Source organism: Methanococcus maripaludis C5 (assembly GCF_000016125.1).
GTDB classification, from domain to species: domain Archaea; phylum AGJL01; class Methanococci; order Methanococcales; family Methanococcaceae; genus Methanococcus; species Methanococcus maripaludis_D.
Map to the genome: position 1 here is coordinate 528,488 of NC_009135.1, position 13,727 is coordinate 542,214.

Genomic DNA, 13,727 nt, shown 5'->3' on the forward strand with positions numbered 1-13,727 from the left:
GATAAAATGGAATTTGATGAAGAAGTTTTTTTAACTTTTTACGGCGATAAATTAAAGAAATACATGAAAGACCAGATTTCACAAAAGATGGTTAAAAATAACGTTTTTGAATTTGATATATGCGATTTTTTAAAAAATTATTCTGATTCTTGTGATATAAACGATCAAATAATTGAAAATCCAAAATTAGTCGAAGATCCTCTTTTATATATTTTTAAAGATGCTTACATGGAGCTTTTTGGTGAAGATGAGCATATAAAAAAGGAACTAGAAAAAACACAGATCGCATTTAAAAATCCGCTTGGATGCGACAAAAAAATTGACGAAATAACTTCTTCAGAAATGAACAGGCTCGTTAAATTTGAAGGAAATATCATAAAAGCGGCAAAAGTCTGTGCATTATTAAAAAAAGCATGTTTTGTCTGCCGAGCTTGTGGTGAAATTTCATACAAAACAGTTCACGACTATTTTGAGCAACCAAGAAGTTACTGCAAAAATCAAAACTGTAGAAGCGAAATGTCAATTGATTACGACAGCTCTGCTTATGTAAATATTCAGGAACTTGAAATACAGCAGCCAATTGATTTGATGAGAAATCCTGACGATCCTCCAAGGAGTATCCGTGTTTTTTTAGAAAATTCAGATGGAATTTATTCTGGAAGGGTTGATGTTGTCGGAACAGTTATGAAAAAACTTACTCGACCAAACATGCCAGTTTTTGAAATTTATGCAAAAAGTAACTATGTAAAACTTGGAGAAAGCTTCCAAAAAATCGAAGTAAAGGACATTATAAACAACTACGATTTAATAAACACGTTAGATGAGCTTGGAAAAAAAGAAAATATAATTGATATTCTTTCAAATTATTTAATCCCGCAAATTAAAGGTTACGATCTTGTAAAAAAATCGATATTTTTACAGCAGGTAAAAGCATGTACTAAATTTTTACCAGATGGATCAGAACTTAGAAAAGACAGCCACATTTTATTAATTACTGATCCAGGAATTGGAAAATCTACAATGCTTAGAAAAATTTCAAGACTTTTCCCTCAAAATTCCTATGCATCAGTTACTACTGCAACTGGTGGCGGATTAACTGCAAACGTTGTAAGGGAAGCTACTGAAATTGGTGATGGCTGGGTTGTAAAGCCCGGGGTATTTGTTCGTGCAAATGAGGGAACTGCATGTATTGATGAATTAACGGTTGATAAAAACGTCATGAAATACATTTTAGAGGCAATGGAATCCCAAACAATACACGTGAATAAGGGTGGAATTAACGTAAAACTTCCTGCAAGATGCGCAGTTCTTGCAGCATGTAATCCAAAACGAGGAAGATTTGATAGAAATATGGGCGTAGTCGAACAGATTGGAATTCCTGCTCCATTATTAAGCCGTTTTGATTTAATATTCCCTTTAAAAGATTCGCCAGATAAACGAAGGGATGCAGAAATTGCAGAGCACATACTTGATACCCACATTGAAACTGCAACGAAAAACTATTCAAAAGTTCTCGGTTCAATTGAAATCGATGGAATAACCGTTGACGAGAATTTAATTAAAAATTATATAATTTATGCGAGAACTTGCGCATATTTCGATGAGAATCACCATTTGTATTCTGGAGAAGTTGATGAGCGAAAAATAAAAAGTCCTCCTCTTTCAAAAGATGCTAAAAAATTAATTCGCGATTATTATGTTGATATGAGGAAACTTGGAGAAGGGGATAATCCAGTTCCTGTTACTGCAAGACAGCTCGAAGCTGCAATAAGGATTTCAGAAATGCACGCAAAAGCAAGGCTTTCGAGAGAAGTCGAAGAAAAAGATGCAAAAATTGCAATCGATATAATTGAAGAATGCTTAAGACAGGTTGCATATGATCCAGAAACTGGAAAATTTGACATAGATAAGGGAATGGGTGAAATTCCAAAATCCAAACTGGATAAAATGGATAAAATCGTGGACATTATTCGAGAACTCTCGGTTTTAAGCAGCAGTGGCCTTGCAGATGAAGATGATATAGTAGAAAAAGCTTCAGAATTTCAAATTTCCGAAAAGGAAGTATCTGACCTTCTTTCAAAATTAAAAAAGAGTGCAGATGTATTCAGTCCAAAATATGGATATTACAGGTTAACCTAAAATTATTTCTAAAATTAAATCTTTTTTAAATTTTATTTTGTCATTTTTTCAGATAAGTTTATATATATAAACGTCGATGTAAAGTACATACCTTCTGGTAGGTATGGTATCATGAGTACAAAAGAAAAAATAGTGCAAAATGCAGCAAAGCTTTTTCTTACAAAAGGCTACAATCAAACGTCTTTAAACGAAATAGCCGAAAAAACGGGTATTACGAAGGGTGGTATTTACCATCATTTTAAAGACAAAAATGAACTTTTTGTAGAAATGGCTGAAGCTTTCAAATCTAAATTTATGACACTTGTGTCAAAAATGGAGCAAGAAACTTCTTTAGAAAATTTATTGAAGAATTATTTTGAAAATTCTGAAATATTGATACATGAAATGGCTGAATATCTTGAATTTAATATGGAAGATATTAAGTATTTTTCAGAATTTCAATCGAGATTTACATTAGACGCAATCCAATACGGTCCAAAAGACATGGATTTTACAATGACTACTAAAATGATGTATTCAATTCTGAAAAAAAAGATAGAACTCGCCAAAAAAAATGGGGAGATATTGGAAGATATCGATTCAAAAGAACTTTCATTAGAGATTATTGCAATCATTGAAGGTTATTCAAATTTAAGACGATTAAAATTAATGAATGACTCTTATGACTACGGAAATAGGTGTCTTGAACGATTGTGGAATCGAATAAAAAAATAAACACAGTGAAAAATAGAAAAAAATGTTTTTCATAGTGGAGTAAATACCGTCCGGTAGGTATTTTTAAATACTGGTGATTTGATGAAAGCCGAAAAAATCTTACAGAAAATAGCTGAGGCATCAGAAAAACGGCCATTTGTGGTTGTTGCAGTTGTTATTGTCCTCACGATATTCATGGCTTTCATGGCTACTGGTGTTGAGTCTCAGACAGATTATGAAAAGATGGTTCCGCAAGATGATCCTGTAATCGTATCTATGAACGAAATAAGGGATGAATTTGGCGGTACAGAGACTGTAATGCTCGGGATAAAACTTGTAGCCTCCGATAGCTCTGAAAAAGTAACGGATATCCGAGATCCTCGAGTTTTAGAACTGGTTGATTTTTTAGAACAGGATATTGGAAGCATGGATATGGTAACGTCTGTTAGTTCAAAAGTGGACATTTTAAGAGCATATAACAACAATGTTATTCCAAATGATATTGCAACGGTAAAGACGATTTATCAAAATTTACCTGAAAGTTCTCAAGATGGCATATTTAACGACGATTATTCAATGGTCGTAGTTTATGCAACAACTGATGCCGGAACTGAAGATAAAAAGAAACTCGTTAAGGAAATAAATGCAAGATTGGAAGAATCTCCAATTCCCACTGGAGTTGAAGTAGTTACAACAGGTACGCCTGCATTAAGTGAGCTTATTCGAAGAATGATGGACGAAAGCCAGGCAGTAACTGGGGCAGCATCACTTTTAGCGATATTTACAATATTATTATTGTACTTTAGAAATTTTGTAAAATCAATACTGCCTTTAATTCCAGTTATAGTTGCAGTTATATGGGCTGCAGGTGCAATGGCGATATTTGGTATCCCAATGGATACTGCAACATCTGTTATGGGTTCACTGCTTCTGGGGCTCGGTATTGATTATGGAGTTCACCTGTATCACAGGTATGAAGAAGAACTTCGGGAAGGAAAAACTCTAGAAGAAGCGATAAATATTGCAGTGGTAAGTACTGGAAGTGCAGTTTTAGTAACTACTGTAACTACAATGGCAGGTTTCGCTGCATTAACGATTGCGCCATTATCAATGATGTCAAATATGGGTAAAGTCTGTACACTAGGTATATTCTTCTGTATGGCTGCAGTTATCTGTTTATTGCCCCCATTAATCGTAATTGAAGAAAGATACACAAGACCATTCCTCAATAAACTTACCTTAAAATTAAAAGGTGAATAAAATGAGTAAATTATCAAAAATAATTTTAGCAATTGGGCTCTTGTCAATTCTTGCAACTGCAGTTTCAGCACTCGAAATTGACGAGCCACAGTATAACCCAAATGTTATACACCCTGGAGACGACGTTGATGTATGGATTGATGTTGCAAATGATGAAGGTTCTGATGAAACAATTGAAGATTTAAGAATTACTGTAACTTCAAAATACCCCTTCGAAGTAAAACAAGTAAATCCCACAAAAGGGGTTTATACAATATCTAGTTTGTCAGAAGGGGGAAGTGATACAGCATACTTTAAATTACATATAAATGAAGATGCATCATCAAGAGACTACCGACTCGACGTAAAAGTTTCTTACGACATTGTAGAATATAAAAACGGAGACCGGGTAGTAACTAGCAGGTCATTCACAAAAGTTTACTATATTCCAGTATATGGTCTTGCAAACTTTGAAATTAATTCAGATGGGGTTACATTAACTCCTGCAAAAACCGAAAGTGTTCAGCTAAAAGTAATGAACAAAGGAACTGGAACCGCAAAAGATGCAACGTTGACTATCGGATCAAACGATTTAATAAATCCAGTCGATTCAACCAAATTTTACCTTGGAAGTTTGAGTCCTGATGTTACAAAATTACTTTCGATTAATTTACACGCAAGTGGGGACACAACAGAAGGCTCATATTTAATCCCTGCAACATTGTCATGGATTGATGAAGATGGAACAGAAAACTCTGAAATAATAAACATTGGGTTTATTGTCGAAGGAGATATTAATTTAGGAATTTCAAATGTCATAACTGATCCAACTGAAATAAAAGCTCAGGAAACTTACGTAAAAATTGACGTTGATATAACAAACAACGGTCATGGTGAAACTAAAAATGTTGAAATTGATTTACTTTCAGAAGATCCATTTACTGACTCATGGAGTAATTCAAACTTCAAAAATATTGGAATATTAAATTCAGGTGACACAAAAACAGCAGTATTCTATATCGACGTAGATAAGGATGCAAAATCGGGACACTACGCAGTTCCATTAAATATTACTTACATGGATGTATTTGACGAAGAATACTCCGAAATCGAGTACATTGATTTATACATCAAACCAAAACCCGTACTTGAAATCCTTCCAGAAACCTATACTTTGAAAGCAGGAGACGAAAACACTATTACATTAACTCTTCAAAACACGGGTTCAGAAAAGGCCCAAAGTGTAAAAATAAGTGCAATTAAAAACTCAGCTCAACCATTTGAGTTCACACAAAAAACCGATTCAATTGGAACACTTGACCTCAATGAAACTGGTGAAGGACAGTTAATAATTGATGTGGATTCAGATGCAGCAAATAAGGAGTATTTAATTACCGTGGAAGTTAGAAGCGTTGGAGACTCTGAAAAAGGGGACGACAATGTATACCTTTCACAAAAAACCGTAAGAGTAAATGTTGAAGGCGGAGGTAACTCAACAGTAGTTTATCTGGCCGTATTATTACTTGTTGGTGGTTTAGGATACTATATGTACCTTAAAAGAAAAAAAGAAAAGGAACAAACTGAATAATCTTTTCTAAATTTTTTAATTTTCTATTTTTTAATTTTTAAATGTTTTATCAATTAGGTTTATTTAATTGTAAACTAATTGAATATTAACGAGTAATTTTGAAATTTTTTGAGGACTGATAATCTTGAACAATAAAGAATATGATATATTGGCCCGAGGATTTATGATATTTTCATTTTTTGCACTTAGTTACATGTTATGGCCATTTATTGGTATTATTGCTCTTGCAGTTGCAGTTGCATACATGACAAAACCATTATATGATGTTTTAAAACCAAAATTGGGTAGAAGTTATGGTGCAATATTTTGTCTTCTCGGAATTGTGATTCCATCGTTACTTTTGGTTACCTTGGTTGCAGAGGATGTTATAACGTTTTTACTTTCACTCGATATTGACAGTATTATGTTACAAGTTACTCCAATTTTAAGTGATATGGGCTATTTAGGGGTACCTCCATCAGACGTTTCACAACCAGTTTCCGATATTTGGGGTGTTTCAAAACCACTGCTCAATAACTTAGCAACGCAAATTTCTGCAGTACCCTCACTATTAATGAGGCTTTTATTCTTATCTTTCATGACGTTTTACTTTTTAAAAGATGGGGATAAAATAAAAGATAGTTTTCTGCTTTACATTCCAAAGGAGAAAAAAAGAAATACGCTTCTATTTGTAAATGAGATACACAAGGCATTAAAGACATTATTTATTGGAAATGTCGTTACATCACTAATTGTTGGATTTATTTCAATAATTGGGTACTGGCTTATTGGACTTCCAAACCCGATTACACTAGGTGCTCTTTCAGGAATACTAAATATCTTGCCCGTTGTGGGCGGTTGGACGATATATGTTCCACTTACAGTATATTATCTGTTAACTGGAGAATTTACTAAAGGGATACTCTTAGGATTTTTTGGGATTGTTTTCCTTTCATTAGCGCCAGATTTTGCAATAAGACCACGTGTGATTTCAAAAGATGGAGATTTACACCCTGCACTTGTTTTAATTGCATTTTTAATTGGGCCACTTGTATTTGGGATACCCGGACTTGCAATCGGTCCAATAATTGTAGCGCTTGTGTATGCGATCCATAAGGTTAGAAAAATTGTTGAAAGTGGGGAAAATTAATATTTTTAATATTTATTTTTTGTAACAGTAAATATTATGAATAATGCAGCTAAAAGGAATCCAAAATAAACTAAAATACCTTCAAAACCAATATTTTTTGAAACTTCAGAAAAGTCAGAACTACTTTCTGAGGTATTTTCTGAAATAAAAATATTTTCAGAAACATTATCTAAATTTTCTATTTTTTCAGCTTCTTTAAAATTTTTAAAAATACTGCCACTTTCGCCTGCATTTACCGTGATTTTTTCCGAATAGTTTCCAAAAGTTTCAGAAGAAAGCCTTAAAAAGTGGTTTCCTTCTTTAACGGATGCGTTTAAAGGTGTGTTTCCAATATAATTTCCATCCAAATATATGGAAATATTTTCGGGGTTTGAATTTATCGAATAAGTTCCATAACCTTCGATAATTTCGCATGTAAACTCTTTTTGAATTGTTTTTGGACCAAGATACACGTCATTTTCTGAATCATAATCATAATATTCTATAATAATTTTTCCAGATTTTTCGCCGAGTTCAGTATCTTTTGAAGTATTGATTTTAAATGATACTTTGATTATTGTTCCATCGCCAATAATCGGAATTTCAATATTTTCGGGACTGATTTTTACATTATCACCATAAATTTCGGGAATTACGGTTATTTTATGTGCATTGGAAGTTCCGCTTATTTCTTTAACTTCGACATAAATCCTGTCCGTAGTTCCCCTTTCAATTTTTAAATCAGATATTTCTGCATCAAGATAAGGAACGGCGGAAACTGAAATGATATTTAAAATTATACATAATAAAAGAATAAATACGGATTTTTTAAACATGGTTATCACGTTCAGATATATGATTTTAAAAGTTTAAAAAAAGTAAGGGTTTATTTTAAATCAATAAATTGATTCCATCCATCATAGCTTCAACTGATGCCATGACAACGTCTCCATGCGCTTTTTTGACTTCCACAACTTCATTTCCTTTTCTTAAGTGAACTACTACTTCAATTAAAGCATCAGTACCGCCCGTCATCGCACGAACGCTGTAATCCTCAAGTTCAATGTCAGCAACACCGGTAAGTGCTTTTTTAACTGCATTTATTGCAGCGTCAACTGGACCAAGACCGTATGCAGCTTCTCGGATATTGTCTTTGATATTGCAGTCGTTTGCAAACTTCAAGTTTATGGATGCAAGAGGTGATACCTTATTTCCAGACATTACGGTAATTTCATCGAGAATTACTTTTCTTTCAAGTTCAACGCCCTGAACCTGGCTTATAACTGTTTTTAAATCTATATCGCTGATGTATTTTCCAAGGTCACCGAATGATTTAATTTTTGAATAAACTTCTTCAAATTCTTCATGGCTTAATCCAATGTTCATCAATTCGAGTTTGTATTTTAAAGCAGCTTTTCCACTGTGTTTTCCAAGAATAATTTTCCTTCTGTTACCTACAGCTTCTGGACCGATTGGCTCATAAGTTTCGGTGCTTTTCATGAGGCCATCAACGTGAATTCCAGCTTCATGGGCAAATGCATTGTCACCAACAAGCGCTTTGTTTGCAGGAACTGATAGTTTCATGTATTTTGAAACGATTCTCGAGATTTTATATAGTTTTTCAGATTGAATGGTGGTGTCGATATTATAAAGTGATTTTAAGCTCATAACCACTTCTTCTAATGATGCGTTTCCTGCTCTTTCACCGATACCGTTGATTGTAACGTGGCACTGGTCTGCACCCGCACTTATTGCAGAAAGTGTATTTGCAGTAGCCATTCCAAAATCGTTATGGCAGTGGATTGAAATTGGAATTTTTATTGCGTTTTTCATTGTTTTTATAAGTTCTATGGATTTTACGGGAGTTAAAATACCAACAGTATCACATATACAAATTCTATCAGCTTTTAATTCTTCTCCTTTTTTGAAAAGTTCTTTTAAGAATTCTACATCACTTCTTGTAGCATCTTCTGCTGAAAGTTCAACGATTAAACCGTGGTCTTTGGCATACTCTACAGCGTGCATTGCACCTGCTAAATTTTCTTCACGGGTTTTTCTAAGTTTGTATTCCATATGGATATCTGATGTTGGAACAACCAGATGAACGCTATCTACATTACAAGAAAGCGCAGCATCAATATCTACGGGAAGGGCCCTTACAAATGATGATATCTCAGCATTTAATTTCTGTTCAGCAACAAGTTTTATGGCTTCTCTTTCGCCCTTTGAGGTTATAGCACTACCTGCCTCGATAATATTTGCACCAAGTTCATCGAGTTTTATTGCCAGTTCGAGTTTTTCACTCGGAGATAGCGAAACTCCGGGAGTCTGTTCTCCATCCCTTAATGTAGTATCGAATATGTTAACCATTTTATCCTCTCGCACCATTAGTTTCAATATTTTTGCCAAATTCAAATGATAAGTTTAAATAATATTCCATTGATTAATTGGTAAACCATAATATTTGTAGTAAGGACTATGAATCAATATATTATAATTTATTATTTAAAAGGTGGTGTTGTTTGGTTACAGTGATGAAATTTGGTGGAACATCGGTTGGTAATGGCGAAAGGATAAGGAATGTTGCGAAAATCGTCGTAAACAAGACAAATGAAGATAAAGATGTCGTAGTTGTAACCTCTGCAATGACACAAGTTACTAATTCGCTTGTAGAAATCTCTGCTCAAGCACTTGATGTACGAGATATCGCAAAAATAAACAACTTTATCGAAGATTTAAGGCGAAAACACGAAATTGCAATAGAACAGGCAATTGAAAATCACGATATACGAGTGGAAGTTTCAAAAACGATTCAAAGTTCAATAAACGATTTAGAAAAAGTACTTGTCGGAGTTTCATACCTTGGCGAATTAACTCCAAAATCAAAAGACTTCATTCTTTCATTTGGTGAAAGGCTTTCAGCTCCGATTTTAAGTGGTGCAATAAGAGATATGGGAAAACATTCTCTTTTCCTTGCAGGAAGGGATGCAGGAATTATTACTGATGATACATTCACTTGCGCGAAAATTTTAAGACTTGACGTTGCTGATAAAATCGAACCTTTATTAAAAGATGGATTTATCCCTGTTGTTACAGGTTTTGTTGCTGGAACTGAGGAAGGCCACATTACAACCCTTGGAAGGGGGGGAAGTGACTATTCAGCAGCATTAGTTGGTCGCGGATTAATGGCGAATATGGTTGAAATCTGGACTGATGTTAGCGGTGTTTTGTCAGCAGACCCGAGAATGGTTGAAAATGTAAAAAAGATTCCAAAAATGTCCTACATTGAAGCAATGGAACTTGCATACTTTGGTGCGAAAGTTCTTCATCCAAGAACAATGGAGCCCGTAATGGAGAAAAAAATACCTTTAAGAATTAAAAACACGTTCGAACCAGAAAACGAAGGAACATTAATTACAGATTCCTCAGAAACAAGCAACGGTGTCATAAAGGCAATAACTACTATCAAAGACGTAATTTTAATTAACATATTTGGTGGTGGAATGGTTGGAGTAAGTGGGACTGCTGCAAGAATCTTCAACGTTCTTGGAAAATCAAATGCAAACGTAATTTTGATTACACAAGGATCGTCTGAAACAAACATTTCGATTGTAATTTATGACGGCGAACTTGAAGCTAAAAAATGCGTTAGAGAATTAAGGTCCGAGTTTGGAGAATGCCACCTTATAAAAGATATATCATTTGACAAGGATGTCTGTGTTGTTTCAGTTGTAGGTTCTGGAATGAAAGGTGCAAAAGGAATCGCAGGAAAATTGTTTGATGCAGTTGCAGAAAGCGGCGCAAACATAAAAATGATTGCACAAGGTTCATCTGAGACAAACATCTCATTTGTAATCAACGAAGACAAACTAGAACCATGTTTAAAGAATCTTCACAAAACATTTGTTGAAGATGATATAAACTTTTAAAAAACTTTCAAATTTTTTTTAATTAAAAATAAAAAAAGAGAATTTACTCCTCGTTTTCAGTAGGAGTTTCGGAAAATTCTTCAGCCATTATTTCTTTTTTACCACTGTTTAATGCTTTAGACTGTCTTTTTTCCCTATCAATACTGATCTGTTTTTTTACTGAATCAAGGGCATCTTTTAGTACTTCTATAAAGTCCCATCTTTGTTTTTCGGAGATTAATTCCATTTCTTCGCCGTCCCAGTCTATTCTTTTAGTTGAAGAAAGTTTTGGTTTTCCTTCCGCAACGTAAAGTTTTCTTGGAGTTTTTACGTATGTTTTTACACTGTAATTTGGAACTCCGCCTTTATCTCTTTCTTTTTTAACCGCCAGTTTAATCCAGTGGATTTTTTTCGAATAAATGGCAATTTTTTTAATTTCGTTAAATAAAATCCTTTCTGCAAGCTCTCTCTGATCTTCGTCGAAATCACCTTGAATTTCAACTTCAACCATTGATTCAGCTCTTAAATCCCTTAAATATTTTAAAATGTCGAGCCTTGTAACGATACCTCTTAAGATATCGTTTTTAAATATTGGGATTCCCCTAATATCTTGTTTTTCCATTAGATCTGCTACTGCAGCAATTGAATCGTCTTCATCTGCAGTAATAAGTGGTTTATTTATGATCATTGATACAGGCTGTGCCATTCTCGGCATTTTGTCGCCAGTAAGTTCTCCAACTGTCATTTTGGTTTTTGGTTTGAAGACTTTTTTAACTATATCGTCTTCAGTAACCATTCCAATTGGTTTTCCATCTGCATCGAGCACTACTAATCTTCCGATATTGTATTTCATCATCAAACTTCGTGCTTTACCGATACTTTCATCGATATCAATTGTGACGGGGCTTTTCGTCATTATTTTATCGATTTTAACGTCTTTCAAAAGCTCTGACTGTGATGCACACCTCATGACGTCATAATCAGTAATAATTCCAATTAATTCGTCATTTTCATTGATAACTGGAGCTACTCTTTGACCACTGTTTATCATTTCAAACGCGGCATCGATTACTTGCGTATTCATTCTTACGCAAAATGGTTTGAACATCAGATCTTCGACCTGTTGATGCACAGAGTTTCCAAGTAGCAAATCATGCATTGTCACGAGATAGATATCATCATCCTTCTCGATTATCAAATTATGGAACTTTCTATTTTCCATGATTCCAACAGCTTTAGATATTGGCGTATCTGGATTTACTGTGACAACGTCTTTTGTGGCTATGTCAATTGCTTGCTCTTTCAAGACCTTCACCCCTTTTCGAGTCCATGGTATAATTATGATTTTGAGATTTTATATTGTTTCCTATATGATTTCGAAAAGTAATGACAAATTCTCCGATTTAACGGGTTAAGAAGAATATTTGGATAATTATATAATATTAAATGTTTAAGTTAAAATTTATATTTTGAGGGGATAAATTCCATTTTTAAAGGTCAAACGTACCAAAATTAGTATCTTTCGAGTTCGTTTGCAATAACGTTTAAAATTTCGTTTGTAAGCATATTGACTTTTTCAGTTCTTTCTGAAACTTCAACTACTTTTTTTCTCAATCTTTCAGCATCGCACTGTTCGATATCTCTTGCTTTCAATGTTTTTCTTTTATCATTTGCAGCATTTTCTTCTGCAATTTTTGTAGTGGTTACGACCATTTCCTGTAAAATTTCAACCAATGCAGCAACTGATTCAGCTGATACATTCATTTCGGTATTTTCTTTCATAATTCTTTTAACGGTTCCTTTTGGTATCATAATAAGACCTCTTATATTATCTTTAGAATTATATGGGATTTAAATTATTTAAACCTTATATAAACAGTAAATCAAAAATGGGAAAATAACACAAAATTATATTTAAAAAAATGAAATTAGATTAATTTTTCATCGCCAAGTGGCACGATATTTTTCTGTTCGTATTCCATGTACTCAATCCACTGTTTTTTACATTCACAGTCAAGATCCAGTTTTTCAATTTTTTGAGTAATGGTAAATTCATTGAAAATATCTTTTATCTTGTCGTTACAGGTGCAATCAATAGCATTGTGGGCTCCTCTTTTTGAAGAAACGCCTGCAGTGTCGCACATTACAAGTGCATTAGGATTTTTAGACTTTACTTCATTTAAAATTTCTAAAATACTCCATAAAAATGGCGGCCTGTACTGATTTTTTTTCCAGAGTGTTTCAATTAACGTTCCTTTATGAATTGATGCAGGACAGAAAGAAATTCTGCTGCAACCCATTTCGATACATCTGTTTGCAGTATCTATTGCATCAGCGACTGCTTCTTTTTCAGAAATAAATGGCGGTTTTATCAAAATATATGCTTTTATTCCGACATCGTATTCTTTTGCAACAGAAAACGCGTTTTCAATTGCTTTTGTTGGGGCACCTTTATGGATTGCAACATTTCTTATTTTTTCATTTAAACTTTCGATTCCAACACCGATTTCAATATTGCAGGAAAGAATGTTTTTTATCGATTCCATGTTTTCAGGAGTTACAAATTCAGCTCTTGATTCAATTGCAACTTCTTTTGCACCCATTTCTTCGATTCTTTTGAAGATGTATTCTCTCGTTTCAAGCGGGATTTCAAAAGTATCCAAAAAACTGCCAGATGTGAAGAGTTTTATTGACATATTTTTATTGAGTTGATCTTTATATTTTTCAACTGCAGAATCGAACTGGTTTTTCAAGTTTTCCGAAGTAATTTCTGCAGGGGATGCATCCATTAGGTAGCTACACATCGTACAGCCGCCGCTTTCATACGCCCATTTACAGCCCTTTGTTCTTAAAATTATTGTAAAACTTTTTCCAAATGTTTTATCACGAAAGACATCGTCCTGAATCCATACTGCAATTGGATAATCAGGATTTCTTTCTTTTCGTTTTTTAAGATGTTTTTCACGAATATTTTTTAAATAATCAGTCATCGACATAATATCTCCTCAAAATAAGAAAATAAAGTAATAAAAAATTTAAAATAAAATAATTA

At 33.8% G+C, this 13,727-nt stretch carries 11 protein-coding genes; 6 read left to right on the forward strand and 5 right to left on the reverse strand.

All coding sequences use genetic code 11. The features are described from left to right. The first annotated feature begins 6 nt into the window (after window positions 1-6). From MMARC5_RS02890 to MMARC5_RS02910, 5 genes are all read left to right on the forward strand, one after another. A complete protein-coding gene (locus tag MMARC5_RS02890) occupies window positions 7-2,139 on the forward strand; it encodes an ATP-binding protein (RefSeq protein WP_011868338.1) in 2,133 nt (710 codons plus the stop codon). 111 nt (window positions 2,140-2,250) lie between these two features. Next, window positions 2,251-2,853 carry a TetR/AcrR family transcriptional regulator gene (locus MMARC5_RS02895; protein WP_011868339.1) on the forward strand — a complete coding sequence of 201 codons (603 nt, stop codon included), beginning with the start codon at window positions 2,251-2,253 and terminating at the stop codon, window positions 2,851-2,853. Window positions 2,854-2,934: 81 nt separating this feature from the next. Continuing rightward, window positions 2,935-4,092: an efflux RND transporter permease subunit gene (locus MMARC5_RS02900; protein WP_011868340.1), complete on the forward strand. Its 1,158-nt coding sequence runs from the start codon at window positions 2,935-2,937 to the stop codon at window positions 4,090-4,092. A gap of 1 nt (window position 4,093) precedes the next feature. Then, a complete protein-coding gene (locus MMARC5_RS02905; RefSeq protein ID WP_011868341.1) occupies window positions 4,094-5,659 on the forward strand; it encodes a COG1361 S-layer family protein in 1,566 nt (521 codons plus the stop codon). A gap of 163 nt (window positions 5,660-5,822) precedes the next feature. Then, window positions 5,823-6,788 carry an AI-2E family transporter gene (locus MMARC5_RS02910; RefSeq protein ID WP_011868342.1) on the forward strand — a complete coding sequence of 322 codons (966 nt, stop codon included), beginning with the start codon at window positions 5,823-5,825 and terminating at the stop codon, window positions 6,786-6,788. A gap of 5 nt (window positions 6,789-6,793) precedes the next feature. On the opposite strand, the gene MMARC5_RS02915 is transcribed toward MMARC5_RS02910, so the two are convergent. Next, window positions 6,794-7,603: a PEGA domain-containing protein gene (locus MMARC5_RS02915; protein WP_011868343.1), complete on the reverse strand. Its 810-nt coding sequence runs from the start codon at window positions 7,601-7,603 to the stop codon at window positions 6,794-6,796. A gap of 55 nt (window positions 7,604-7,658) precedes the next feature. Then, window positions 7,659-9,155 carry a (R)-citramalate synthase gene (locus MMARC5_RS02920; RefSeq protein WP_394296038.1) on the reverse strand — a complete coding sequence of 499 codons (1,497 nt, stop codon included), beginning with the start codon at window positions 9,153-9,155 and terminating at the stop codon, window positions 7,659-7,661. Window positions 9,156-9,289: 134 nt separating this feature from the next. On the opposite strand from MMARC5_RS02920, the gene MMARC5_RS02925 reads away from it, so the two are divergent. Then, the gene (locus MMARC5_RS02925) at window positions 9,290-10,696 is read left to right on the forward strand and encodes an aspartate kinase (RefSeq protein WP_011868345.1); all 1,407 of its coding nucleotides are present in this window, start codon (window positions 9,290-9,292) and stop codon (window positions 10,694-10,696) included. A 43-nt stretch (window positions 10,697-10,739) separates the two neighbouring features. On the opposite strand, the gene MMARC5_RS02930 is transcribed toward MMARC5_RS02925, so the two are convergent. From MMARC5_RS02930 to MMARC5_RS02940, 3 genes are all read right to left on the reverse strand, one after another. After that, window positions 10,740-11,981 (reverse strand): CBS domain-containing protein, encoded by a 1,242-nt coding sequence (locus MMARC5_RS02930; RefSeq protein ID WP_011868346.1) that lies wholly within the window; start codon window positions 11,979-11,981, stop codon window positions 10,740-10,742. 206 nt (window positions 11,982-12,187) lie between these two features. Beyond that, a complete protein-coding gene (locus tag MMARC5_RS02935; RefSeq protein ID WP_011868347.1) occupies window positions 12,188-12,487 on the reverse strand; it encodes a histone family protein in 300 nt (99 codons plus the stop codon). A gap of 116 nt (window positions 12,488-12,603) precedes the next feature. Further along, window positions 12,604-13,671, reverse strand: coding sequence for an archaeosine biosynthesis radical SAM protein RaSEA (locus MMARC5_RS02940; RefSeq protein ID WP_011868348.1), 1,068 nt, complete (start codon window positions 13,669-13,671; stop codon window positions 12,604-12,606). Window positions 13,672-13,727 lie beyond the last annotated feature (56 nt).

Bases quoted from the DNA above. Each gene is read 5' to 3' on its own strand.
- MMARC5_RS02915 (WP_011868343.1), bottom strand. From the start codon at position 7,603: ATGTTTAAAAAATCCGTATTTATTCTTTTATTATGTATAATTTTAAAT.
- MMARC5_RS02920 (WP_394296038.1), bottom strand. From the start codon at position 9,155: ATGGTGCGAGAGGATAAAATGGTTAACATATTCGATACTACATTAAGG.
- MMARC5_RS02890 (WP_011868338.1), top strand. From the start codon at position 7: ATGGAATTTGATGAAGAAGTTTTTTTAACTTTTTACGGCGATAAATTA.
- MMARC5_RS02940 (WP_011868348.1), bottom strand. From the start codon at position 13,671: ATGTCGATGACTGATTATTTAAAAAATATTCGTGAAAAACATCTTAAA.
- MMARC5_RS02935 (WP_011868347.1), bottom strand. From the start codon at position 12,487: ATGATACCAAAAGGAACCGTTAAAAGAATTATGAAAGAAAATACCGAA.
- MMARC5_RS02895 (WP_011868339.1), top strand. From the start codon at position 2,251: ATGAGTACAAAAGAAAAAATAGTGCAAAATGCAGCAAAGCTTTTTCTT.
- MMARC5_RS02910 (WP_011868342.1), top strand. From the start codon at position 5,823: ATGATATTTTCATTTTTTGCACTTAGTTACATGTTATGGCCATTTATT.
- MMARC5_RS02905 (WP_011868341.1), top strand. From the start codon at position 4,094: ATGAGTAAATTATCAAAAATAATTTTAGCAATTGGGCTCTTGTCAATT.
- MMARC5_RS02900 (WP_011868340.1), top strand. From the start codon at position 2,935: ATGAAAGCCGAAAAAATCTTACAGAAAATAGCTGAGGCATCAGAAAAA.